This window comes from Steroidobacter flavus, assembly GCF_042651805.1.
GTDB classification, from domain to species: domain Bacteria; phylum Pseudomonadota; class Gammaproteobacteria; order Steroidobacterales; family Steroidobacteraceae; genus Steroidobacter; species Steroidobacter flavus.
On record NZ_JBHSDU010000015.1, the window covers coordinates 929,614 to 955,407 of the forward strand.

Consider the following 25,794-nt stretch of genomic DNA (forward strand, 5'->3'; position numbering starts at 1 on the left):
ATTCGCTTCGCCCCAATGCCGAGGCAATCTCGTCCACGGCGGTGCCCAGCGCCGCCAATTCCCTAAGACGACGGAGCGCGTCGCCAGTCCAGGCATTTCGTCGGCGCGCGGGCAACCCGTGCCGCGACGAGCGGCACCCTGAGAAAACGAGAGGACGCACACCCGTTACTTCATGACCGGCATGACGTACTCGGCGACGCTGCGAATGCCGGTTGGCCAGCGAGCCGTCATGGTTTTCATACGAGTGTAGAAGCGCACGCCGTCAGGCCCGTGCACGTGCAGGTCGCCGAACAAAGAACGTTTCCAGCCGCCGAAGCTGTGGAACGCCATGGGCACCGGAATCGGCACGTTGACCCCCACCATGCCGGCTTGCACCTGGTGACAGAAGGTTCGAGCGGCATCGCCGTCGTTGGTATAGATCGAGGTGCCATTGCCGAACTCGTGCTCCTCGATCAGTTGTAACGCGCTTGCCAGATCCGGCACGCGCACGATGACGAGCACCGGGCCGAAGATCTCTTCCTGGTAGACGCGCATGGTTGTTGTCACATGATCGAGCAACGTCGCGCCCAGATAAAAGCCGCGCTCGTGACCGGGCACAGTTTGACCGCGCCCGTCGACGACGAGCTTCGCGCCTTCCTGCACGCCGATATCGATATAGCCGCGCACCCGCTCCATGTGCTCCCGAGTCACCAGCGGCCCCATCTCCACGCCTTCGCTCGTACCGTTGCCAACCTTGAGCGCGGCGATCATCGGTTTCAATTCCTCCACCAGCCGATCGCCGGCATCGCCGACTGCGACCGCGACCGAGATCGCCATGCATCGCTCGCCCGCCGAACCGTAGGCCGCGCCCATCAATGCCTGCGCCACGAGCTTTGGATTGGCGTCGGGCATGACGACCATATGATTCTTGGCGCCGCCCAGCGCCTGCACCCGCTTGCCGTGCCGGGCCGCCGTTTCATAGATGTGTTGAGCGATGGGCGTCGATCCGACAAAACTCACTGCCGCAACGTCCTTGTGCGTGAGCAGTGTGTCGACCGACTCGCGATCGCCATTGATGACATTGAAGGCGCCTGGCGGCAGGCCGGCCTCACTCAGCAACTGAGCCAGTCGCAGCGCGCAGGAAGGATCTTTCTCGGACGGCTTCAACACAAATGTGTTGCCGCATGCCAGCGCGATAGGAAACATCCACAGCGGCACCATCGCCGGAAAGTTGAATGGCGTAATACCCGCGCAAACTCCCACCGGATGCCGCAACGACCAGCTATCGATGCCGCGACCGACATCGTCGGAAAACTCCCCCTTGAGCAGATGTGGAATGCCACAGGCGAACTCCACGACCTCGAGGCCACGCATCACCTCGCCGCGGGCATCGGATAGCACCTTACCGTGCTCATGCGTGATGAGCGCAGCGAGCTCGTCGATGTGCGCCTCGATGAGCGCCTTGAAACGAAACATTACGCGCGCCCGTTGCACTGGCGGCGTTGCAGCCCACGACGGCAGCGCTTTGCGCGCAGCCGCCACCGCTGCTTGCGTCTCCTGCGCAGACGCAAAGCTCACCTGTGCCGACACTTGCCCGGTCGCGGGATTGAACACCTGACCGAATCGACCGCTCGTACCCATGCGCACGGCGCCATCGACGAAATGACCCAACATCTTCATCGAACACTCCTGGAAACGATCACGACCCGGCGTGGCGCCGCCGTGCGAATGACTGCTCGAAGGTGACGCGCCACCCGCCGGAGCCGTCGGTCGGGACCTCGATGATTTTGACGGTCGCCTGGTCGCCTGCGATGCTCAGATGCGCAAAGCCCCACGTCAGCCCCTTCGCATATAACGTGCGCAGCTGCGGATAGCTGGCGACTTGATTGCGAATGAATGCGCTGTTGATCGGACGCATCTTGGCGGCGCTGCCCGAGACCACCTGGGGCAGCGGGTCGCTCACGCCGGTATCGGTGCTGGAGCAATCATCGGTGTGCACTTCCATGGTGTGCTCATGCCCCGCCAGATACAGATCGGCATAGCGACACAGCGTTGGCAGAATGAGCTGGCGCAATGCATGCGCCTGCTCAAACTTGCCACCGGCGCCCGACCATAACGGATGATGGCCGATGACAATCTTCCAGCGCGCCTTGGAAGTGCGCAGCGACTCTTCCAGCCAACTCACCATGTTGCGCTCGGCGTCGGATTGCGGAACCGCCCACTTCAACGGCTTCTCACGTTTCTGACTGCGCACCTCGCTGGCATCGTCGGCCAGCGTCGCCTTGTAGACGGTGGTCGATGAGAGCAGCACCTCAGTATCGATCGCGAACACTTCCACGTCGCCGTGGCCTGCCGGCGGCTGCACGCGATAGAACAGTCCATCCATGTAGAACGGCCGGGTTTGTTCCAAGAAATGGACTTGAGCCATCGCTCCTTCGCGAGACGTGCGCCAGTCGTGATTGCCCAGCACGGAGTAAATGCGGAAGTCATCGTGTCTACGACCGAGGCCCGCGAACGGTGTGAGGAACAGGTCGCGGAAACGCCGTGCGTCGCTCCCGTCGCCGTTCGCAGTGGCGCCGCTTGGATAAATGTTATCTCCCAGCATCGCCGCGAAGTCGCAATCCGCCGCGCCGGCGCAGTACGCCTGCATGGCGTTGGCGACTGGCTCGAGGCCGCTTGCAGTGATCGTGCTGCCATTGCGCGGCAGACGGTACATCGGCGAGTAAGCAAGCTCCTCGATGGGCCGCTTGTCGTCGATCCAGTCGTGCCGCTCCTTTTCCTTGAACTGATGCTCGGTCACGACGCTCTCGTAGTCTTCCGCTTCGAGATAATCGTAGTGATACCCGCTGTCTCCGAACACCAGAATCGACACACGCTCCGACGCCCTCACCGCTTGTTTGGTGGGGTCGACGTCGACGGACGTGCACGAGAACAACGTTGCCAGTGCCGGCACGGCCGCAATGGCCAGCCAGCGCGAACCCTTCGAGAACTTCACGAGTATTGTCTCCGGATCAACTCTTCCACTTCCGAGCGGGTGCGGCGGATCGGCCCTTCCTCTTCCAGCTTCAAGCTGGTGAGCGCGGCGGCCCACTTCGTCGCCTGTTCCGGCGAGGACTGCAGCCTGCTCGACAGATAGGAGCCGACGCACGTGTCGCCTCGACCGCTACGGCCGCGCAGCTCCACCGGACGAAACGGCTGCTCGAAATACTCGCCGTTCGCCAGGACCAGTAAACCATCCTTGTGAGTCAGTACGATTTCCTTCGGCCCGAAGCTCGCAAGCTTGCGCGCAGCGACGCGGATATCGGCTTGGCCGGTGAGAAACTCCGCTTCGACCGCATCGGTCTTCAACACATCGACCAGCGACAACACTTCCGACATTTCAGGCCAGCCCTGATACGCCAGCTTGCCTTCGGGCGTGACGATTCGAACGAATCCTTGCACGTCGACGCCGAGCAATCGCGCCCGCTCCCTGATCGCTTTGACTACCGGCAAGGACACTTCACCACGAATGGACGCACTGATCAGAATGGCTTCGGCACGCACGTCCACCACGTCTTCGACCCGAAACGGATCGGCGACGTCGGTGACAGTGAGAATGCGCTCGTCGACATTCGTCGTTGGATATTCGAGTCGCATCACTGTGGATTTTTCCGAGGGCCGCACCATCACTTCCACGCCCGACTCTCTGAGCAGTCGCGTGGAGTCGACGTCCTCCCGGGCGAGACGAGTCACGGCGCCGACGCGTTGATCGAGCAAGCGCGCTGCGTGTGCCGAGTAGCTGTAGCCGCCGCCGTGCACCTGGCGAGTGCCGGAGCGCGTGACGATGGTGTCCTTGGTGTAGGCACCGACAGAAACGAAATCGAAGGTATGCAAGCAAATCTCCCCGATGATCCTCAATCGCGTAACTTCACACGCCACAGACAGGCGGCCAGCAGCATCGATAGCAGCGATGAGCCGAGCCAGAACCAGATCGCCGCGCTGAAATCGTAAGTACGGATGCCGCCGGTCACGCTCATGCCACGCTCGATCAGGTGGCCGCTGACGTTTTCCTGGATGGCCGCGCCGAGATAGCTGAAGATGCCGATCAGCCCCATGGCGGCGCCCGCGACCCGTTTGGGACAGATGTCGACGGCAAACAATCCGCCCAGCGCCGTGACCAGCCCCGTCAAGCCGATGCCGAACAGCACCATGCCGACGATCAGCACCGCCGTGTCCGCCGGGCCAAAAAAGATCAACACCAGACCGGTGAGCTCGATGCTGGCGAACAGCAGATTCGCCGGCGGCCGTCGTGCCTCGAAAAATTTATCGGAGATGAATCCGTACGAGATGGCGCCGACCATTCCCGCGATCGTACTGATCATCAGCAGCGTGCCGGCCATGGTGAGCGAATAGCCGCGTGCCTCTTGCAGATAGAGCACACCCCACGAGTTGATCGCGTAACGAGTGATGTAGATGGTCGAGCTGGCCAGCGCCAGGATCCAGATCGGCGCGATCTTCACGATCGACAGCTGGGTGGCGAATGTGCTCTTCTGATTGGCGCTTACCTGCGCGTAATGATCGTTGCGCCAATCGGCAACGGCAGGCAACCCCAGGGTGCGCGGACGATCCTGTATGAAGCGATACGCCGTCACGGCAATGGCGATGCCGATCAATCCCGGCATCCAGAATCCCCAGCGCCAGCCGAGCATCGCGACCACCGCCCCGACCACCAGAAAGGTCAGCCCTTCGCCGATGGAATGCGCCGTGCTCCAGATGCCGTACACACGGCCGCGCTCGCGATTGCTGAACCAGGCAGTGATGGCCACCACGCTCGACGGCGCGCCGAAGCTCTGGAACCAGCCGTTCAATCCCCACAACAGCACCGACAATGTCACCGTGGTGGAGAATCCCATTCCCACATTGCACAGCGCGGTCAACAGGAAACCCAGCGCCAGAAATTTTTTGATGTTGGCGTGATCGGCCAGGAAGCCGTTGGTCAGCTTGCCGAAGGCGTATGTATAGAAGAGTGCCGAGCCGATCATGCCGAGCTCGGCCGGCCCGAACACGCCGGCATCGATGAGCGGCTTCTTCACGACGCCGAGCGCCAGCCGGCACGTGTAGATCACGCCATAGCAAAGCGTGATCGCCACCATCACACGCACGCGGTGATATCGATACAGCGCGTCGACGCTCGCACGATCCTCGAGCACGGGCCGGTCCGCGCCGGTGGCGAAGAACTTCAGCACGGAGCTCCATGCCGACGCCCTGCCCGCCACTCGCAAACGTTCGATTCCCGGTTCGCCCGCGCTCACCTTGCCCCCGCGCCCCTGCCGATGATTGAAATTTGATTTCCAATATACTAAAACAATGAAATAAATATTCCAAGCCCGATCGTCGGCATTCCATCGAGAGAGACCCTATGAAATACCCTTCGCTCCTGAGTTCGCTCGCCATGGGGCTGCTGGCCTGGCAGGCGCAATCGGCGACACAACAGAATGCAGCCGTGAGCGTACCGGTCGAGCGGACTACGCTGCCTACCTCGCATCGTTTCGCGCTGGATGCAGCTGTGTGGCGCAATCCGGCGCGCAGTCTGCTGATGGTCGCGGCCGGCGAAGGCGGACTGGAAGTCCACGATCTCGCCGGCCAGCGAGTCGCCACCTTCGCAGACGTGGAGGTCGGCTTCGTCGAAGTGCCGGATCGCCCTGCTCTGCTCGAAGCGTTGAACAAACTGGTGCTGGTCAGCGATCAACGCGCTGGCGCAATTCGTGCGTACCGGTTCGACGCAACGAGCCGTCGGTTGCATGAGGTCGCCACGCAGCCACTTGCGATCAACGATGAAATCACCGGGCTGTGCTCCTATGTGAGCCCGCTGACGAACAAGCTCTATGTGTTCGTCGCCACCGGCCAGGGACAATTGGAACAGTGGGAGTTGTTCGCCCAGGCGCAGCAGGTCGGCGGGCGGCTGGTGCGCAGGATCGCGGCGGGCAAAGGCGTGGGTCATTGCGCTGTGGACGACGCTCGCCGTCGTGTTTACTTCAGTGAGGAGTCCGTTGGTATTTGGAGTGTCGCCGCCGAGCCCGAATCGGATACGGCGCGCGAAGCTTTCGACCTGGTCGCGCCACGCGGCGGTATCGGCGAAGAAGTCAAAGGCGTCGCTGTCAGTCGAGCGAACGGCTCCGCCTTCCTGATCGCCCGCGACGCGGACGGCTTCATCGTTTACAACCTGGCCGATGGCTCACCGCATCGAGTGCAATTGGGCGCGCCCAAGCAGATCGGCGACGCAGAAGGCTTGACCATCGTCGGCGAATCGCTGGGCGCGGCGTTTCCCACTGGCCTGCTGATCGTCGCCGATGAGGACGCTGGCGATTACAAGCTCGTCTCTTTGAGCACGCTGACAACGTCGCTGGGCTCGGCCGTGGCTCAGAGCGCCGCGGTCAAAGATGAGTTCATCCCTGGCGCAGTGCTGCCCGCCGCCGAGACTGAGCCTGTGCCGAGCTTCGGCGATGCCGCCGACGATCCGGCAATCTGGGTCGACCGTCAGGATCCCAGTCGTAGCGTGGTGATCGCGACGGACAAGAAGCTGGGCCTGAATGTCTACGATCTCGCCGGCAAGCTGATCCACAGCGTCACAGACGGTCGTATGAACAACGTGGATGTGCGCGATGGCTTCGCTTTCGGCGGACACCCGATCACGCTCGTTGCCGCAACCAATCGGACTCGCAAGTCGATCAGTTTGTATCGCTACGATGCGCAGGCGCGGCAGTTGCAGGCGCTGCCCGGTGGCGATCTGGCCACGGGCTTCGACGATCCCTACGGCTTATGTATGTATCGAAGCGCGAACAATGGCGCGTACTACGTTTTCGCCAACGACAGCGCGGACGGCCGGGTTCGTCAATGGAAGATCTCAGTCAAGAACGGCAAGCTCGCTGGCGAACTGGTGCGCGAGATCGCAGTCGGCTCGCAAGCGGAAGGATGCGCGGCCGACGACGAACTGGGCCACTTGTATGTGGCCGAAGAAGATGTCGCACTCTGGAAATATTCCGCCGAGCCTCGCGACGGATCTCGCCGTACGGCCATCGACACGGTCGGGAAAGGACATCTGACGGATGACATCGAAGGCGTATCGATCTACTACGGCGCCAACGGCACCGGCTATGTGATCGCGTCCAATCAGGGCGAAGACAACTACGCGGTATATCGCCGCGAAGGCAGCAACGAATATCTCGGCAAGTTCGCCGTGGTCGCAAACAGCGAAGCGGGTATCGACGGCGCCTCGGAAACCGATGGGCTCGATATCGTCAGCGCCCCGCTCGGCGAGCGTTTTCCGGAAGGCCTGCTGGTCGTGCAGGATGGCCGTAATCTGATGCCGGCCGAGCGACAGAACTTCAAGTATGTTTCGTGGCAGGACGCGCTGCGCTCGCTGCGCAAGTAATAAAAAAGGCGCGCCCGCAAGGGCGCGCCTGACCTCGCCTCAATCTTTAATCGAGATCCCGAATATCGTGCTCGTCATCCACGATCAGGTCGAGCTGATCGGCGATGTCCTCCCATCGCACGAGCTTGAAATTGGTGTTCTCTACCGTCTCGCCTTCCGGATCCAGGATGTCCGGGGTATTGCCGCCATCCATGGCCACGAACAAGCCATCGCCGAACGGCCCGCCGAAGTCGGCGTTGCTGACGCCGATACCGTCGGTCTCCTGCGTACCGTCGACCATGCCGTCCACGATCGAGAACTTGCCGACGTAGTCGTTGTCTTCGCGGTCATACACCACATACTCGTTGTTGCCCTGGCTCGAGACGATCACATAACCCTCATCGTCGTCGGCTTCGTAGAGCGCCACGCCCTCGACGTCGCGCGTCAATCGTCCACCGTATCCAGGATCCTGCTGGGCCTGGTACTCACAGACGTATTCCTCTTCATCCGGATCCCAGGTGCGCGTGTACGGCGTGCCGTATGTGCTCACCTTGTCGATGAGCTGCAGATTCGCCGCCGGATTGTCGATGGTCGTGCGCCACAAGCCCACCGCTTCCTGCCCGATATAAACATAGCCGCGGTCCCGATCGATCACGGTGCCCTCGGACATGGGCGTCAGACCGTCTTCATCCTGACACGGCGTCCACTGCTGGCCGTTCGGCAACGTGAACTGCGACGGCAAGTTGAAGCGCACCAACGGCGCGTAACCCACTTTGCCGCCGCCGGCGTCGTACAGCCGGAACTTGGCGACCTGCGCCCGATCGTTGCGCGTGACGAAAGCGATGGTCTGACCGTTCGCGAGCTTCGCGGTGCCGATGCCCATTACCGTGAGCTCGTCATTCACTTCGCTCTGATTGGCCGCGAACACGAACGGCAACCCAGCCTTGGTCACTTCGGTCAGCGGCACGGCCGCATCCGAACCGCTCTTGTTGATTTCGAAGATGGCCAGCCGGTCGAAACCGCGATCGCTCGCGACCGCGAGATCCACGGTGCGCGACCCCAGCTTGAATCCATACACCAGATCGACGTTGTTGAAGCGCTGACGAGGGTAGTCGGGATTCGAATGCGGCAGACCGGCGATGTGTTGCAACAGCTGACCTTGCAGGTTGTAAACATCGAGGCCGCCTTCCTTCAACGTGGCGACGATCAGACTCTTGTGCTGACGATCTTCATTGGGATGGACCCAGATCGCCGGATCGTCGGCGTTCGACAGGCGTTCGCCATCGTCATAGTCGAGCGACGGCGGCGTTTCGCGAACGGCCTGGACTTGCGCCGCTTGCGCAAGACCGGTGCCGAGAACGCCGAGCACGGCGAGTGCGAGAACGGAATGCACTTTCGACATGGAACCCTCCTTTGGGTGTGACAACAGGGCGTTGAGGCGCTCGCGAATGCGAGCGCCGTCCATCGATGTGCGGGCGGGAAAGGATCAGCTCAGAAAGTGCTGCGGAACGTGAGAATGATCCACGGATCCGACTCTTCCTGGTCCAGCTCGGAGCTGACCGGCGTGCGCGCGTTGTATTGCGCGACTGATTCGTAAACGCGGGTCACGTCCTTACGCTTGGCGTCGAGCAGATTCTGCGCGGCCAGGCGCACGACGAAACGTTCCGCGAACGTTTTCTCCAGGAACACTTCCAGGTTGCCTTCGAACGTCACGTCGGCGACTTCTTTGGTGGTGGCGCCCGAATCGACCCATTCCTCGGCCGCGCCGCGCTTTTGATAGCTCGAGCCCCAAGTCAGCGCCCACTTCTGGATCAGATGATCGAAGCCGACGTTGTAGATGTAATCCGGCTGCATCGAGAAGCGCCGGTCGATGGGGAAGTTGCTGTTGGCGTCGCGGATCTCGGAGTGCACGTAGGTATAGTTGGCGAACACATGGAAGTTCGGTGCGCCGAGCGCTTCGAGCGGATAGCTCAAATCGAACTCGACGCCGTAAATCGTGCCTTTGTTGGGATTGTTGACGTACTGAGTCGCTTCGATCTCATCGTCGATCTGCGCCTGGAAGATGGCGTTGACCTCGTCGCCGACGCCGTTCAGCTCGATCTTGTTCTCGATGCGTCGATAGAACGCGTTGACGCCGAGCACGGCGTCCTCGCCGTTCAGCCGCAGATCGAAGCCGCCATCGAGGCCGAGCGCGGTTTCCTGATCGAGGGTGGGATTGCCCAGCACGCTCTCGTCTTCGTCGAGCAGCAGCGTCGGATTGAGCTCGTCGAAGCTCGGGCGACGCACAGTACGTGCCGCCGACAAGCGGAGCTGCAACGAGTCGGTCGCATCCCAACGGATGTGCGCGGTCGGGTTCAGCTCGAAGTAATCGTTATCGACCGCGATCTGATTGCCTTCGACATCGAGCCCCAACGAGCTGAGCGCCGCGGCCGCGGCCGCCACCGGTCCCGCGACGGTGGAGGTGATCTCCAGGTTGGTCTGCTCGCCACGCACACCCAGCTCGAGCTTGGTGCTGTCGGTGAGATCGACGCCCCATTGCACGAAGCCGGCGATGCGCTGGTCGTCGACATTGAAAATGCTGAACAGCTCATCCAGCGTCACCAGCTGGCCGTCGTCGACTTCTTGCACGTTGAAGCTGTAGTCGCGCTTCTTCAGCACATAGTCCAGACCGACGCTCAAGGTGGCGGCGGTGAACTTCCATTTGTACTTGCCGCCCAGCTTGGTCTCGGAGTCCTCGCTGTCCTCGTTCTCGATGCTGTCGATGTTCTCGAACAGATCGATTTCGTGTCCGAACTGAGTACTGTTGGCGCGGAACTGGTGATTCAACGCCGGATCGTTGTAGGTCGATAGGAACGGCAGGATGTCGTCGCCGCCGTTCAGACCGACGCTGGCGAAGTCGAAGTCCATGTCGACCAGATAATTCGTTTCCTTGGCCTCGCCCTCGGTGCGATCGTAGCTCGCCGAGACTTCCCAGGAGTTACCGCCATCGGTGGGCGCGGTGAACGTGGCCGCCAGCATGTAATTGCGCTCACGGAACGCGTCGGTTTGATTGGTCTGCTCGGCGCCCGAATCCAGATCGCCGTCGTCATCCTCGGCTTCGAAGGCACGCTCGAACTCGTGCTCGACCCGATCGGTGTCGACGAACAACGCGTTGAACGACAGCTCCTGCCCGCCGTCGAGCTTGAACGCCAGGTCGCCGGTCCAGGCGATGTCGCGGCTGTCGCGCTCGTCCGGCTCGATGGTGGTCTTGAACTCCGGCTCGGCATTGCCCTCGCCGTCGAGCACCCGCTCCACCGAATACACCTGCTTGCGATTGAAGCGCTCCTGATAGTTGAGCGAAGTGCCCCATTGCACGGCGTCGGTGGTGTGGCCGTACGAGACGAACGCGCTCGGCCGCGTCTCGCCGTCGATGTAATAGCCGCCGAGCCGATAGATACCGCCGTCGAACTCGGCGCCTTCCTTCAGAATGATGTTCAGCGTGCCGCCGATGCCCTGGCTGTCCATGTCGCTGGTCGGGCTGCGGATGATCTCGACGCGCTCGACCAGCTCGGCCGGAATGCGATCCACCAGCACGGTGTTGTCATTACCCGAGCCGGAGATGCGGCGGCCGTTGATCAGGATTTGGGTATATTCCGAGCCGATGCCGCGCAATGACGGCGCTGCGTACTCGCCCACATCGTCGCTGAACGTCACGCCCGGCACCCGCTTCATCATTTCGCCGACCGACAGCGGCTCGAAGCGCTGGAAGTATTCTTCGGAATAAGTCAGCACCGGCTCGGCCAGCTCGGTGCGCTCGCGCGCATTGACGCGCTTGGCCAGCACTTCGATGTACTCCAGGCTTTCTTCCTTCGCCGGTTCGGCGGCATTGGCCGCTGCCGTCGCCAGGGCGAGCGACACCGCGCTGGCCAGGACGTTTCCATGCTTCAACCGTCTCATCGTTTCCCCCTGGACGCTCGCCGCGTCTCTCCATCGTATGAGTTGTAGTTCCGCACTCGAGTGCAGCTGGCGGAGAGTTTAGAACGAACATTTCATTACATGCAACTAGTGAAATAAAAATTCCAGATGCTATAGTTGCTCACACGTTGCGGCTGGGAGTGCGCGGAAGCTGCATAGAATATTTATTGCAGCGACCGTATGATTTGGGAATTTCCATGACACTCAGAGAATTAGCCGTGGCCAGCAGCGCAAAATCCCTCGAATCCCTGCGGAGCGACATCGTGCGACGGTACGAGGAGCTCAGCCCCCGGCTGCAGCAGGTCGCCAAGTACGTGCTGGAGAATCCCAACGACCTGGCGCTGCAGACGCTGGCGGTGATCGCCGAGCGCTGCGAGGTGCAGCCCTCCACCATCGTGCGCTTCGCCAAAACCTTCGGTTACGAAGGCGCGAGCGACATGCAGGAGCTGTTCAAGGACGAAATGCTGACTCAGTCGCCGAGCCCCAGCTATGCCGAGCGCATCCGGCAGTTTTCCCGCCGGGCCGGCACGGCCGGCGCGCTCGCTCCGCAGGACGTGATGCACGAGTTCGCGGACAGCAACATTCTGGCGCTGGAGCATTTGAAGAGCAGCGTACGCAAAGCGGACCTGGAGCGCGCGGTGGACATGATCGCCGGCGCGAACGCGGTCTATATCGTCGGCCTGCGACGTTCCTTTCCGGTCGCCTCGTACCTGGCCTATGCCCTGCGTCACGTCGACAAGCGCGCTTACTTGCTCGACGGCGTCGCCGGCATGCTGGCCGAGCAGAGCACCATGCTCACATCGAAGGATTTGCTGATCGCGATCAGCTTTCAGCCCTACGCCGCCGAAACCGTGGAGATCGTCGGATCCACGCGCGAGCAGAAGGCCAAGATCATCGCCATCACGGACAGTCGCTTGAGCCCGATCGCCGGTCCCTCGGACCTGGTGTTCGAGATCAAGGACGCCGAGGTGCGCCAGTTCCGTTCCTTGACAGCATCCCTGTGCCTCGCGCAGACGCTGGTCATCAGTTATGCATTCGACATGGAAAAACGTGGCCGCGGGCGCTGAGCGAGGCAGCACCCGTCAGGGGGACAAATGATTCGATTTCTATTGATTGGCGCCGGGCGTATCGGCCGTATCCACGCTGAGAACATCGTGCGCGGCGGCGCTTCGGCGTTGGTAGCCGTCACCGACGCCGATTCGCGGGCCGCCGCCGAGCTGGCGAAGAAATGGTCGTGTCGCGCGGTCGAGCCCGACACGGCGCTGGCACAAGGCGATGTCGATGCCGTGCTCATCGCCAGCTCCACCGACACTCATGCCGACTGGATCGAGCGTTGCGCGGCCGCCGGCAAACCGGTGTTTTGCGAAAAGCCGCTCGACCTGGATATCCAGCGCGCAACTCAATGCATGCGCAAAGCGCAAGCAGCGGGCGTTGCGCTGTACCTCGGTTTCAATCGTCGCTACGACCCTTCCTTCGCGCGACTCAAGCGCGAGATTGGCGCTGGCACGGTCGGAGCGCTGGAGACATTGCACATCACCAGTCGCGATCCGGCCCCGCCGCCGGTGGAATATATCCGTCGCTCGGGGGGATTGTTTCGCGACATGATGATTCACGATCTGGACATGGCGCGTTGGCTGCTGGGTGCCGAGCCGGTGGAAGTATTCGCGCGGGGCAGCGCGTTGGTCGATCCGGAGATCGGCGCCGCTGGCGATGTCGACACAGCGATGGTGATGCTACGAACCGCCGACGGCCGGTTGTGCCAGATCGCAAACAGCAGGCGCTGCAGTTTCGGTTACGACCAGCGCATCGAAGCGTTCGGCGCGGCCGGCATGGTCAGCGCCAACAATCACACATCGACCAGCGTGACTGTCGCAGGCAAGCAAGGTTACACGACCGAGCCCGCGCTGCCCTTCTTCCTGGAACGCTACGCCGACGCGTATCGATTGGAGTTAGAGGATTTCATCGGCGCGCTCCAGGGCAAGAAAGTGGAGCTTGCGACGGGTGAGGACGGTCGACGCGCCCTGCTGCTGGCGGATGCCGCGCAACGCTCGCTGACCAGCGGAGCCCCGGTGACACTGAGTTGAGGCCCCAGGCTCCCCCGCCTTGCGAGGGAGCCTTCTTTCAAACGAACAGTTCGGTCGCGAGCTGTGACAGGTGCCGATAACCCATCTTCGCGTAGACGATCGGCGTCGCCACCGCTGGATCCTGTTCCGCTTCGACGACCAGCCAGCCGCCATAGCCACTCCGCGCCACCGGCTGCAACACACTGCGATAGTCGACCATGCCGTCGCCTGGCACGGTGAATACGCCGTCGAGCACCGCGTTCAAGAAGCTCGAATCTTCGTTACGAGCGCGCTCCAGAACCAACCGTCTCACGTCTTTGCAATGGACGTGCACGATGCGTGGCGCGTAACGTTCCGCAAATTGCGTAGGATCGCCGCCCGCATAGGTGAGATGGCCCGTGTCGAGCAGCAGACCGACGGCATCGCCGGTCACCTGCATGAGATTGTCGATGTCCGCCGCCGACTGCACGACCGTGCCCATATGGTGGTGATAGGCGAGCCGCAGTCCAGCCGAGCGCATCCTCTCCGCAAGCTTCGTCATGCGCTCACCGAAGCGCGGCCAGTCGCCTTTGGTGAGGTGAGGCCGTTGCGACAGCGGCGCACGTTGATCGCCATGAGTACAACGCGAGACTTCGGCGAGGACCATCACCTCGCAGCCCAGTGCATGCAACAGCTCGAAATGCGCGCTCATTGCGTCCCATTCGGCTTCCACATCGCGCTCGAGCAACCGTGCGCTGTACCAGCCGGACACCAGTTGCAGATCGTGAGCCTGCAGAATCGGTTTGAGCTGAGCGGCGACGCGCGGGAATTTATTGCCGAGCTCGATACCGGTGTAGCCCGCCTCCCTCGCCTCCCGCAAGCACGTTTCCAGGCTGGTTTCCGCGCCCAGCGATGGCAGGTCGTCGTTGGTCCACGTCAGGGGATTGATGCCGATACGAATGTTCATGGATGCCGTGCCGATTGGGTTGCTATTCGAGCTCGCTCACGTCGCGGAGCGTCTTCCGATATCTCTCATGAGCGGCCGTCACGTCCCCGGAGCTGGACACTGCCGGCACCGCCACGTCCCACCACGCGCCACCCGCGGCCGTACTGTGATGCGGATCGGTGTCGATCACGATCACGACCGTGCGCGTCTTGACGCGCGTTTCGCTCAGCGCGCGTTCCAGCTCGCCGACGTTGCTCACCCGAAATGAGTCGGCGCCGAGCGAGCGTGCGTGCGCGACGAAGTCGATCGCGGGCACCGCCTCGTCGAGCAGATTATTGAATGCCTGCCCGCCGCAACTCTTCTGCAAACGATTGATACAACCGAAGCCACGGTTGTCCAGCAGAACGATGCTGAGCTTCAGGTTGAGCGCAATCGCGGTGGCGATCTCGGAGTTCATCATGAGATAACTGCCGTCGCCGACCATCACGACCACGTTGCGATCCGGACGGGCCAGCTTGACACCGAGCCCTCCCGCGATCTCGTAGCCCATGCACGAGTAACCGTACTCGAGGTGATAAGCGTCGCTGTCCTGGGCACGCCAGAGCTTGTGCAACTCACCCGGCAGCCCGCCCGCGGCGCAGACAACGGTACCGTTCGCTCCAATTGCCCGATTCACCGCACCGAGCACTTGAGCATCGCTGGGCAATGTGGTGTCCGACGCGGCAACCGCAACGTCCACCGACGATCGCCACGCCTGCACCAGTTGCCTGACTCGAGCGGCATAGCCGTCGCGCGTCGTCGACGGTTCCAGAGCGGCATTCAGTTCATTCAGCGTACGCAGCGCATCGCCCTGGACCTGCAGAGCGCCGAACTTCTCGGCGTCGAAGCGACAGACGTTGATGCCGATCAACGTGCGCTCCGGATTACGAAACAGACTTGCCGACGCTGTAGTGAAGTCCTGCAGCCGGGTGCCGATCGCGACAATCACATCGGCATCGCGAGCCAGCTCATTCGCCGCGCTCGAGCCAGTGACGCCGATGGAGCCGACGTTCCACGGATGATCCCAACGCAGCGCGCCCTTACCGGCCTGCGTCTCGGCGACCGGAACACCCAGTCGCGAGGCGAACCCGGCAAGCGCCTCGCAAGCCCGTGCGTAGTGAACGCCGCCGCCGGCAATGATGAGCGGCTGCTTGGCTCGTTTGATCGCCTCGACCGCGGCCGTCAGTTGATGCCTGTCCGCACCCAGTTGCACGGGCCGATGCACGCGCGGCTCGAAGAACGATATTGGATAGTCCCACGCTTCCGCCTGGACATCCTGCGGCAAGGCCAGCGTCACAGGCCCGCATTCCGCTGGATCGGTCAGCACGTTCAACGCCCGAGGCAGCGAACGCAACAGTTGTTCCGGGCGACTGATGCGATCCCAATAACGCGACACCGGCCGAAAACAATCGTTGGCAGTCACCGTCGGATCGCCGAAGTCTTCGACCTGCTGTAACACTGGATCGGGCCTGCGGCTGGCAAACACATCGCCAGGCAGTAACAGCACGGGCAGTCGATTGACGTGCGCGAGCGCCGCCGCCGTCACCATATTGGTTGCGCCTGGTCCGATAGAAGTCGTGCACGCCATGAAGCGACGTCGGCGCAGAGTCTTTGCGAACGCGATAGCCGCGTGCGCCATGCCTTGCTCGTTGTGAGCGCGATAGGTAGGCAGAGCGTCGCGCGATGCAGTCAGCGCCTCGCCCAGCCCCGCCACATTGCCGTGACCGAAGATTGCAAACACACCTGCGCACAGCGGCACTTCTTGCCCCTCGATCTCCGTGCGCTGTGCGATCAGGTATCGAACCAGGGCTTGACTCGTCGTCAGACGGATACGTTCGCTCATACGGACTGCTCCGCCACTGTGCCGCGCCAGCTTGCAATCAAACGTTCGTACCTCGCGGCAATATCCTGCACGACATCGTCATCGCTCATCCGGCCTTCGAACCAGGCCCGCGCAGCGGGATTGAAGATGCTGCGCCCGACGGCGAAGCCCTTGCACACGGAGGTCGCCGCCGCGCTTTCGAACGCGACTTGCAGCGCTTGTTCCGAGGCGTCCAGGCCGAGCAACAGGACGCCGTTGCACTGAGGATCACGCCGGGCGATGACCTCCTCGATGCGCGACCAGGAGGCGCGCGTTTGAGTTTCCAGCTTCCACCACGCCGGCCGCACGCCAAGGTTGTAGATACGAGTCAACACTCGAGCAGTGGTGTTGTCGTCCACTGGCAGGCCTTTGCCGCTGCAAATGATCTCCAGCAGCAGCTCACGGTCCAGCGCGCGAGCCGCGTCGTTCAGCGTGCGGATCTGCCGTTCCTGCGCCAGACGCAACTCGATGGGATCGTCCGGATGAAAGAACACCAGACACTTGATGACGTGCGCCAGCGGCCAGCTCAGCAGATGCAAGCCGACGTTGTCAGGAGGATCGAAGCTGACCGGCCGCGAGCCGGGCGTTTCGATGGGCCGGCCGATCCAGAATCCCCGCGGCGTGAGCCGATTCAAAACGGCCGTGCCATGCCGGGCGTCGACGATGACGCCGAGGCGCTCGCGATGCTGGGCGCTCGCTGCCACGCGCTCCACGGCACGGGCGATCAGATCCTTGAATTCAGCAATGCGCGCCCGAGGCGCACCCTGCTCGTCCGCCAGCTCCTCGAGCTGACGACGATGATCGAACGCGAGCACATATAACGATTCGCGTGGCCGGCGGGTCGTGGTGGCTTCGTGCAGATGGGAGAGCTCGGCGTCCAGGTCCGGTCGCCGCAAGCCTGGCGCCCGGCGCAGAAACTCCCGCAGCTCGACTTCGCTGGGCATGGCGGGTGTGCAGCCATGACGCGAGACCACCAAGGCGCCGCATGCGTTGCCCAGACGCGCACACTCTGCCAGCGGCTTGCCTCGCAACCAGCCCGACAGAAAGCCACTCAGAAACGCGTCGCCCGCGCCGAGCACGTTCAACACCTCAACTGGAAAGCCCGCGATCGTCTGCAACTCGGCCAGCCTTCCCGGAACTTCATCGGTGACGATCGAGCAGCCGGCCGGGCCGCGTTTGAGAACAATGGTCGCGGTCGTTTTGCGCCGAATCGCACGCAAGGCCGTGAGCACGTCGTCAGAGCCGCCGGCGATACGGATCTCTTCTTCCGTGCCGACGACCAGATCGCAGTCGGGCAGCACACTCTGAATTGTCGCGGTGACTTGCGCTGACGCGATGAATCTCGACTCGCCCTGCCCCGCGTTGGTGAGCTTCCACAGCACCGGCCGATAATCGATGTCGAGAATGACCTGTGTGCGATGGGCTCGCGCCCAACGAAACGCCTGCTCGACCGCCTCGCGAGTCCCCGGCGTCGACAAGTGCGTGCCGGTCACCGCGATGGCGCGGCTGCTGGCGATATACGACTCGTCGAAATCCTGCGTGGACACCGCCATGTCCGCGCAGTTCTCGCGAAAGAAAATATGCGGATAGGCCTCGGCACCTTCGATACCCAGCACCACAGACGCAGTAAGCCGCGTCGGATCGGTGACGACATGGCTGACATCCACACCTTCGCGATGCAAAGCCTCGCGGACGAAACGTCCCATGTGCTCATCGCCCACGCGCGTCAGCATGGATACGCGCAGACCGAGACGCGATGTTCCCGCCGCCAGATTGGCGGACGACCCGCCCGGATATTTGGCGAAGCTGCGCATGTCCTCGAGGCGACCGCCGATCTGCTCACCGTAAAAGTCGACAGCGGCCCGTCCCAGACAGATCAGGTCATGAGTTTTGTTCATCGATCCATCTCGCGAGGACGCCAGAACGATGCGCCGGAGTCGAGCGTCCAGGCATGTGCCTGAGTAAATTCCGGGACCGTGTAGGGTTGATCCGGCAGATGGCGAATCACCCACGAGTAGTACATGCCATAGCCGGGAGCGGCGCATTGCGCGTGATCCCTGCCGGCCGGAATATGAAGGGTGTCGTACTCCATCACTTTGACGACGCTGTCGCCCAGCTCCGCATGACCATACCCCTGCGGCTGCGTGAAACGATAGTGATAAATCTCCGGCTGCGGATGATGATGCGGCGGATAGCTCGACCAGCCGCCTGGAAACGTCACGACTTCGCCGAGCACCAGTTCCACAGCCTCCGGCGAGTTGGTGCGATCGAAAATGGTCCGCACGTAGCGCAAAGCTCTATTGCCGACTTGTCCCCGGCCTCGCGGTTCGTTCGGGACGTCCTGCGCTGTGAAGACCCGGGCATCGAACAGATTGCGGTTGGCGCAATCGAACACCATGAGCTCGGTGTCTCGCGCTGCCGTGAAAGTCACCGTGCAACCGGCGGGAACATGGATGCAGCTCGCGGACTCGTCGAACAACGACGATCGCGACAACTCGAACTGACGTTGGGCGACCGAGCCGCGCACCGAACCGTTCATGAGTAACCACGCGGTCTCCCGTTCCACCCGCTGCCCCGACTGCGCGTTCGCAGCCAGCCGGAGGACGCCGACGCCGATCCCGGACGGATTGTCCTGGTCGTCATGACGCGCAATCGGCGTAAATCCCCGCTCGAATCCGCGTCGATGCGCGGTGATGTGTTCTTTAGTCATGCCAGTCATTTGCATCTGCGGCGTGGTCCCGCCTCGAGGGTTAAGCTACCCCAATGGAATGAAAATTTCAAATTCTTGGAACGATGGAATTGTAATTCGAGGCGCCGCGGGGAACGGAGCAGCTGAGTTAAAGTAACGGCCTTCGATTTTCAGGAGCGATTCGTCATGACTTCACCGGCGCCCTATCCCATCGGCACCCCCGGCACCCCGTGGGGCGCGGCCGAACGTGCGCTGTGGTTGTCACGCCAGGTCCGTCATCGCAGTTACCACGAGGATGTCGTGAAGAAGCTCGACCGCCTGGCCGCACGATTCGATGTCGAGGAGTACGGCCGGCTCGACTATGCACCGGACCAGTACCGTTTGTTTGCTGTTCGCAATCGCGGTTGGCGCGACGACCTTCCTGTCGCGCTCGTGACGGGCGGCGTGCATGGTTATGAAACAAGCGGCGTGCACGGTGCGCTACAGTTCCTCGATCAACGCGCGGCCGACTATGCGGGGAAAATCAATTTGCTCGTCGCGCCGTGCGTCAGCCCTTGGGCTTATGAGCGGATTCATCGATGGAACGCGAATGCCATCGACCCGAACCGCTCGTTCCGCGAGGACGGCCCCGCCGAAGAGTCGTCTGCGTTGATGCGCTTGATTCGCCCGCTGCGCGGACGTTTTCTGCTCCACGTCGATCTGCACGAAACCACAGACACTGACGAAAGTGAGTTTCGCCCGGCCCTCGCCGCCCGCGACGGCAAAACCGCCGAGCCCGGCCTCATTCCCGACGGTTTCTATCTGGTCGACGACACCGAGAATCCGCAACCGGCGTTTCAGCAAGCCATCATCGACGCCGTGAGCAAAGTGACTCACATTGCTCCGGCCGACGACAAAGGGCAGATTATCGAATCGGATGTGGTTTCACCCGGCGTCATCCGGTATGCCATGCGATCGCTCGGCCTGTGCGCCGGCATCACTGGCGCGCGTTTCACGACGACGACCGAAGTGTATCCAGATAGTCCTCGCGCCACGCCTGAACAGTGCAATGATGCTCAGGTCGCGGCGGTTTGTGCGGCAATCGAGTTTGCGTTGGCCAACCCACACTGAGGCTTCCATGAGTGACAACCTCGCGTCTCGCTCCGGGCCGATCGTCAACTACACGCTGGATGTCTTCCCGGAAGCGCCACCGACGCTCGAAGCCGCCCGCGCGCATGCGTACTCGCAGCCGCTGGCCGAGATCGACGTCGCCAATCCCAAACTGTTTCATGCCGATCGGGTCGGTCCGTACTTCGAGCGGCTGCGCCGCGAAGATCCGGTGCACTGGGTCGAGAGCCCGACGTTCGGCGGCTATTGGTCGATCACCCGCTACCACGACATCATCGCGGTCGACATGAACCATCAGCAGTTCTCGTCCGACGCGGCACAGGGCGGCATCACCATCAACACCACGAGCAATCCGCTGCCGATGTTCATCGCCATGGACCCGCCCAGGCACGATGTGCAACGGAGTGCGGTCCAACCGATCGTGGCGCCCGACAATCTGCGCACTCTCGAACCGCTGATTCGCAGCCGGGCCGCCGCCATCCTGGACGAGCTGCCGATCGGCGTCGAATTCGATTGGGTTGACAAGGTGTCGGTCGAGCTGACCGCGATGACACTGGCGACGCTGATGGATTTCCCGCAGGAACAGCGGCGTCGGCTGACCCGCTGGTCCGACGTAGCCACGGCCGTTCCGGGCGGCGGTGTGATCGACACGCCCGATCAATGGGTCAACGAAATGGCCGAATGTTTCGAAACCTTTCAGAAGCTCTGGCACGAGCGCGCCGCCAACCCGGCGGGCAAAGACTTGATTTCGATGCTCGCGCACGGCGAAGGCACGCGAAACATGTCGCCCTATGAGTATCAAGGCAACATCGTGCTATTGATCGTCGGCGGCAACGACACGACCCGCAACAGCATCACCGGCAGCGTGCTCGCGTTGAATCAGAATCCCGATCAGTATCAAAGATTACGCGAGCATCCCGAGCTCGTGCCGGCCATGGTCTCTGAAACCATCCGCTGGCAGACACCGCTCGCTCACATGCGACGCACCGCCGTGCAGGACGTCGAGCTCAACGGCAAAGTGATTCGCACTGGCGACAAGGTCGTGATGTGGTATCTCTCGGGCAATCGCGACGAAACCATCATCGAGCGCCCCGACGACTACATCATCGGTCGCCCGAAAGCGCGCCAGCATCTTTCCTTTGGCAGCGGCATTCATCGCTGCGTCGGCAGCCGGCTCGCCGAGATGCAGTTGCGCGTTGTCTGGGAAGAAATATTGAAACGCTTTCCCGTTGTGGAGGTCATCGGCGCACCCGAACGTGTGTATTCGACGTTCGTGCGCGGCTATCGCTCGCTGCCGGTTCGGATTCCGCGCCGTCATTGAGGAAAGAGCCGTCGGCGCACTGCCGACGGCCCTTCCGACGCGTCGTTATCGGGCGCTCACCGCTCCTCTCTTCGGCGAGATGGCGGCAATCTTGGCTTTGATGTCGGCAATCTCAGCGGCCGACACATAAAGATACTCCTCGAAACGCTGGACCGTGCGGCCCTTGTGCTGGTCGTAGGCCAGAAATCCGCGGGCATCTCCCACTAGCCTGCGAAGATCCGCGGGAGTGAAGCCGTCGGTCAACTGCGAAAGCTTCGCTTCATCGAATTCGTGATGCTGCTTGGGAAGATCCGACGAGAAATGCCGAACGATCTCGATCCGCGTGTCGCTGGTCGGCAGCCGGGTCTCCAGCCACACCTCCATGCGACCTGAGCGCAATAACGCGGGCGGCATATCCGCGACATCCATGGCAGTCATCATCACGCAGACATGTCCCACCGACTCGCTCGCGAGCCCGTCGAGTTTGGTCAGCAAGTAACGATTGATGCCGCCGTTGTCGGCCTTGAACAGCACGTCGGCATCGTCGATGAAAACGATCGAGGGACTGTTGGCGATGGCGTCCTCGAACAACCGGTCGAGGCGCCTGAAAAATCCAGGGCTCCCGCCGACGAAGGAGCCGTCGATCATGAAGAACTGTCCCGCCATCTGATGCGCCAGCGCGCGGCCGATCGTCGTCTTGCCGGTTCCCGGATGACCATGCAGAAGCACGCCTCGCTTCGGTTTCAACCCGAGCGCTTTTGCCAGCTCCGGCTCCTTGAGCGGCAACAGGATGGTGCGCTCGAGTTTCTCGACGATTTCCTTCGCGCCCTTCAGCGCCGAGAACTCGATCTTCTCGACTTCAGCCACATCCAGATTGCTCGACAGCAGGTTCTCGCTGACCGCGCGAGTGAACTCCTCCGTCGTCGGCGATTGACGCCCGTGTGCGAGCAGAATTCCGCACGTCGCCTGCAGCTGGTACGCCGTCAGTTTGCCGCTCCGGCGATAGATGCTTTCAATGTTCAGTCGGGCAACGTGCTCCTTCCCAAGCCAGGCCGTGATCAGCGCTTGATAATCCGCGGGCTGCAGCGGCGGGCATTCCAGAATTACGCTTTGCCCTTCCACCGTGCTGTAGAAGTCCGCAGTGGTGTTGCTCAGAAAGAGCTTCTTCTTAGCCAGCCGTACACGGTTGAAAATATCCTTCAATACGACATTGAACAAATGAGGCCGCGGGTAGGCATTGCTCATTCGGGTGACCTTTTCGACGGCATCGAGGTCGTCCACGAACACCACGTCATCCCGGGTCAGCGCACCATCCAGCAGGCCACGAATCGATTCCTCGATGGCATGTGGATGTCTCGCGGCGATCGCGTCAAGCAGCTCCGCGCAACTGATGAATCGACCGCCGAAGCGGGCATGGAGATGCTGGAGGATGGTCGTCTTGCCGACCCCCTGGTCTCCTTGCACGACGACAAACGGAGAGCCCTCCGTGATCGCGAGCGCACGGTTGAAAATCGTGGCTTGCGACGGCGTCAAAGCCGGCAGTGTGGAACCCGCGCGGAGTGCGGTGACGGATCGAACATTGACTGGAGTGGTCATCGATACATGATTCCTTGGGTTGAAGGGCCGACTAGAAATGGCCGCGAAGCGTCAGGGTGTAGCTCATCGGTGCGCCATACCAATTGCCACTCAACGATGTCCCCATGGTCTGGTAATAGCGCGTGTCCGTGAGGTTGTCGGCGTTGAGTGCGATTCGCCACGTATCGTTCAGCTCGTAATCGATTCGCGTGGACCAGATGGCATAGGGTTGCTGCGTGAAGCTGTACGGAGTCGTGACCAAACAATTGGAAACGCCAAAGTTGTTCGGCGCGCCGAGTTGAGTACAGGCCGTACCCGCCTGATATGCCTTCGACTGCCAGTTCACGCCTCCAGAGAGCGATAACCGGGACAGCCACCCGTGTCCTCCCGCGCCGGCCGCCGCGAAATCGTAAGTGGTCCACAATTTCAGCAGATGTTCCGGCTGACGCGAGACGATAGGCGTGCCGTCGTCGGTCCGGTAGTAGCTGCCGGTCCGTTTGTTCTTGTTGTAGGTATAGCCGGTGAAGAGTTGCCAGCCGGCGGCCAGCTCGCCCGTGATTTCGGCGTCCACGCCCCGGCTTTTCAGGGTGCGATTGGGGTCCGCGATCCAGCAACACGAATGTTGATCGTCGACGTCGCCGCCCTCGAACCGTTGGCCGTCGTTGGCCACGTAATAAGTGACGTTTTGATTTCGCGCGGGATCGAATTCGATCACGCGGCGAGACAGGTCCCGCACCGCGAATCCGGATTGCTCGATGCGATAGACCGCCACATTCGCGTCGAGACGACCGTCCGCGCTCTGCCACTTGGCGCTCAGCTCGATATTCGATCCGGTGATGGGCTCGATGGGCTGCAGGTCCCCGGTGAGACTGTCGGCCTGGCTGATATGGATGTCCGTGTATCCGAAATGCAGCGTGAGAGTATCGGCGAGGTCATAAGACAGGACCGCGGCGGGTGGCCATGTGAGATCGTCATCCTTGTATTGCGTGTGACTGGCCGATCTTAGATCTCCGATCTGCATACCGGGCGTCGTGCATCCGAACTGAGTCAGGCTGGTGCAGTAGGCGAGAATGTCGTTGGTGTATTCGTATTCGCTATAGCGCACGCCCGTCGTCAAATGAAAACGCTCCCAGGCCGTCAGCCTCAAGTTGAGATAGGCGCCGGACTTCTGCTCGCCTTGCGCCGGGCGGCGCTGGCTGGGCGGGACCGATTGCGGCTCGGTATAAAGAATGTCGAACGGATTGAAGGCAAAAACATTCACCGCGGGGCTGGTGCCATTAGGACAGGCAGTGGTCGTGCCCGAGCAGAATCTCGGTCCGTTTGGAAAGGGAACGTACGGCAAGGCCGCGGTGCCGGTCATGAGGGTGGGGAAATTGGTCGCGCCGCCGCCGTCGTTGTCGGCGTGGTTGATTCCCACCACCAGCTCCTGCCGTTGGCCGAACCATTCGAACGCACCTGACAGCGTCAGCTCCCCCAGGATTTGCTCGTTGGTGTAGTCGTTCATGAGCGCCAGCGTGCTCGGCCCGAGGCCGGTCAGGGGATTGACCGTGCCGGTGGAGTAGCCGACTTTCTGGCGACTCTCCTGGCTGCTATGAGTGACGTTGAGCTTCACGGCCCAATCCGCGCCCAGGCGCTGGTCCACGGTGACAAACAATTGCGTGGTATCGAAGTCCCAACGATTCCATGGAAACATCAGCGAGGTACTGCGCGACAGTTTCAGATCGTCGCCGTTCTGATAGCGCGGCAGGCCGAAACGCCAGGGCACGCTGTCCTGCTCGGCATTGCTGAAGCCGGCGGTCAACAGGGTCGAGGGCGTCAGGTCATAGTCCACGACGCCATAGATCAGCGACTTGCTGTCCTTGGCCATGTCATAGAAATATTCGTTGTCTTGATACGTCACCACCAGCCGGCCGCGCAGCGCGCCGTCGAAAGCAGCGATGGGCCCGGTGACGTCCAGCATCGAGCGATACGTGTTCCACGAGCCTGCTTGGCCTTCCCACAGGACTTGATTGTGATCCAGCGGCTTTTTGCGCACGAGATTGACCGTGCCCGAGGGATCGCCATAGCCGTTGAACAGCCCCGCCGCCCCGCGTAGCACTTCGACATGGTCGTACTGAGACATATCGATCTGCGGATAGAAACCGAAGTTGCTGACCAGCGGCGCCCCGCCATCGATCTGAATGCTCCTCACCAGGAAGCCGCGCGAGTAGAACGAGTTCTCCAGATTGGTTCCCGTCGTTCCCTCGCCGTCGCCTTGAACCAGCGTGATGCCCGTGCTCTGTCGCAACACCTCGTTGAAATCAGTCAGGTTCTGATCCTTCATCCGCTCCGCGGTGATCACGCTGACAGACTGCGTCGTGTCCTTCATGCTCTGCGGGGACTTCGAGCCCACCGTGAGCGCATCCGACGTGTAACTCCCTGTTCCTTCCGTCGCCGTACGATCGCGCGAACCGTTGGTTCCGGGCACTTGGCGATTGCCAGAGTCCGCGCCCTCGACGCGCACGGGCCCGAGCACGCGTGAATTTCCTGCGGTCACCTTTTCGATGATTGCGGTGTTGCCGCTCCCCAATCGATAGGCCAGTCCCGTGCCGGACAGCATCAGTTGCAGCGCCTGCTCGACTCGATAGCGCCCTTTCAAGCCGCTGCTCTTGATGTCGGTGACCAGCGCCGATGAATAAACGAGTTGCAGGCCGGTGAATTCCGCGAACGTTCGCAGCGCGACGTTGAGCGGCTGCGCGGGAATGTTGAATTCAAGCGCGCCTTCGCTCGACGCCTGCACGGTCTGGGCCCGCACTTGCGTCGCCGGCACGATACTCGCCGCGCACGTGGTCGCCGCCACCAGCATCCGAATCAGATACTTCACCCGCCTCTCCCCTCTTGATCGCAGTTATAGAGGAGACGAGTGACGTGAG

17 protein-coding genes are annotated in these 25,794 nt (G+C 61.9%); 5 read left to right on the forward strand and 12 right to left on the reverse strand.

Annotation, left to right across the window (positions count from 1 at the left end):
- Window positions 1-165: 165 nt before the first annotated feature.
- From ACFPN2_RS31910 to ACFPN2_RS31925, 4 genes are read right to left on the reverse strand one after another with little or no spacing between them, the layout of a single operon-like run.
- Window positions 166-1,659 carry a CoA-acylating methylmalonate-semialdehyde dehydrogenase gene (locus tag ACFPN2_RS31910; protein ID WP_380604295.1) on the reverse strand — a complete coding sequence of 498 codons (1,494 nt, stop codon included), beginning with the start codon at window positions 1,657-1,659 and terminating at the stop codon, window positions 166-168.
- Between the two features lie 19 nt (window positions 1,660-1,678).
- Window positions 1,679-2,974, reverse strand: coding sequence for a metallophosphoesterase (locus ACFPN2_RS31915; protein WP_380604297.1), 1,296 nt, complete (start codon window positions 2,972-2,974; stop codon window positions 1,679-1,681).
- On the reverse strand, window positions 2,971-3,897 hold the full coding sequence (locus tag ACFPN2_RS31920) for a PfkB family carbohydrate kinase (RefSeq protein WP_380604299.1): 927 nt from the start codon (window positions 3,895-3,897) through the stop codon (window positions 2,971-2,973). The genes ACFPN2_RS31915 and ACFPN2_RS31920 overlap by 4 nt, the downstream gene beginning before the upstream one ends.
- Window positions 3,873-5,270 carry an MFS transporter gene (locus ACFPN2_RS31925; protein WP_380604301.1) on the reverse strand — a complete coding sequence of 466 codons (1,398 nt, stop codon included), beginning with the start codon at window positions 5,268-5,270 and terminating at the stop codon, window positions 3,873-3,875. Before ACFPN2_RS31925 ends, ACFPN2_RS31920 begins: the two co-directional genes overlap by 25 nt.
- A gap of 107 nt (window positions 5,271-5,377) precedes the next feature.
- Here ACFPN2_RS31925 and ACFPN2_RS31930 point away from each other — a divergent pair, with 107 nt between their 5' ends.
- Window positions 5,378-7,390, forward strand: a complete 2,013-nt coding sequence (locus ACFPN2_RS31930; RefSeq protein ID WP_380604303.1) for a phytase — start codon at window positions 5,378-5,380, stop codon at window positions 7,388-7,390.
- Window positions 7,391-7,436: 46 nt separating this feature from the next.
- On the opposite strand, the gene ACFPN2_RS31935 is transcribed toward ACFPN2_RS31930, so the two are convergent.
- On the reverse strand, window positions 7,437-8,771 hold the full coding sequence (locus ACFPN2_RS31935) for a phytase (protein ID WP_380604305.1): 1,335 nt from the start codon (window positions 8,769-8,771) through the stop codon (window positions 7,437-7,439).
- A gap of 89 nt (window positions 8,772-8,860) precedes the next feature.
- Window positions 8,861-11,305 (reverse strand): TonB-dependent receptor plug domain-containing protein, encoded by a 2,445-nt coding sequence (locus ACFPN2_RS31940; protein ID WP_380604307.1) that lies wholly within the window; start codon window positions 11,303-11,305, stop codon window positions 8,861-8,863.
- 236 nt (window positions 11,306-11,541) lie between these two features.
- On the opposite strand from ACFPN2_RS31940, the gene ACFPN2_RS31945 reads away from it, so the two are divergent.
- Window positions 11,542-12,390, forward strand: coding sequence for a MurR/RpiR family transcriptional regulator (locus ACFPN2_RS31945; RefSeq protein WP_380604309.1), 849 nt, complete (start codon window positions 11,542-11,544; stop codon window positions 12,388-12,390).
- A 27-nt stretch (window positions 12,391-12,417) separates the two neighbouring features.
- Window positions 12,418-13,407 carry an inositol 2-dehydrogenase gene (gene iolG / locus ACFPN2_RS31950; protein ID WP_380604311.1) on the forward strand — a complete coding sequence of 330 codons (990 nt, stop codon included), beginning with the start codon at window positions 12,418-12,420 and terminating at the stop codon, window positions 13,405-13,407.
- Window positions 13,408-13,444: 37 nt separating this feature from the next.
- Here iolG and iolE read toward each other — a convergent pair whose 3' ends face one another.
- The 4 genes from iolE to ACFPN2_RS31970 are packed head-to-tail and all read right to left on the reverse strand — an operon-like array spanning window position 13,445 to window position 18,921.
- Window positions 13,445-14,332, reverse strand: coding sequence for a myo-inosose-2 dehydratase (gene iolE / locus ACFPN2_RS31955; protein WP_380604313.1), 888 nt, complete (start codon window positions 14,330-14,332; stop codon window positions 13,445-13,447).
- 22 nt (window positions 14,333-14,354) lie between these two features.
- A complete protein-coding gene (iolD, locus tag ACFPN2_RS31960) occupies window positions 14,355-16,193 on the reverse strand; it encodes a 3D-(3,5/4)-trihydroxycyclohexane-1,2-dione acylhydrolase (decyclizing) (RefSeq protein ID WP_380604315.1) in 1,839 nt (612 codons plus the stop codon).
- Window positions 16,190-18,109 (reverse strand): bifunctional 5-dehydro-2-deoxygluconokinase/5-dehydro-2-deoxyphosphogluconate aldolase, encoded by a 1,920-nt coding sequence (locus ACFPN2_RS31965; protein WP_380604317.1) that lies wholly within the window; start codon window positions 18,107-18,109, stop codon window positions 16,190-16,192. The genes iolD and ACFPN2_RS31965 overlap by 4 nt, the downstream gene beginning before the upstream one ends.
- Entirely contained in the window at window positions 18,106-18,921 is an 816-nt protein-coding gene (locus ACFPN2_RS31970) for a 5-deoxy-glucuronate isomerase (protein WP_380604319.1), read from the reverse strand. The genes ACFPN2_RS31965 and ACFPN2_RS31970 overlap by 4 nt, the downstream gene beginning before the upstream one ends.
- A 165-nt stretch (window positions 18,922-19,086) precedes the next feature.
- On the opposite strand from ACFPN2_RS31970, the gene ACFPN2_RS31975 reads away from it, so the two are divergent.
- Window positions 19,087-20,010 carry a M14 family metallopeptidase gene (locus ACFPN2_RS31975; RefSeq protein WP_380604321.1) on the forward strand — a complete coding sequence of 308 codons (924 nt, stop codon included), beginning with the start codon at window positions 19,087-19,089 and terminating at the stop codon, window positions 20,008-20,010.
- A gap of 7 nt (window positions 20,011-20,017) precedes the next feature.
- The gene (locus ACFPN2_RS31980) at window positions 20,018-21,328 is read left to right on the forward strand and encodes a cytochrome P450 (RefSeq protein WP_380604323.1); all 1,311 of its coding nucleotides are present in this window, start codon (window positions 20,018-20,020) and stop codon (window positions 21,326-21,328) included.
- A gap of 45 nt (window positions 21,329-21,373) precedes the next feature.
- Here the strand turns inward: ACFPN2_RS31980 and ACFPN2_RS31985 are convergent, their stop codons facing one another.
- A complete protein-coding gene (locus ACFPN2_RS31985) occupies window positions 21,374-22,903 on the reverse strand; it encodes an AAA family ATPase (protein WP_380604325.1) in 1,530 nt (509 codons plus the stop codon).
- A gap of 31 nt (window positions 22,904-22,934) precedes the next feature.
- Entirely contained in the window at window positions 22,935-25,745 is a 2,811-nt protein-coding gene (locus tag ACFPN2_RS31990; protein ID WP_380604327.1) for a TonB-dependent siderophore receptor, read from the reverse strand.
- Window positions 25,746-25,794: the final 49 nt, after the last annotated feature.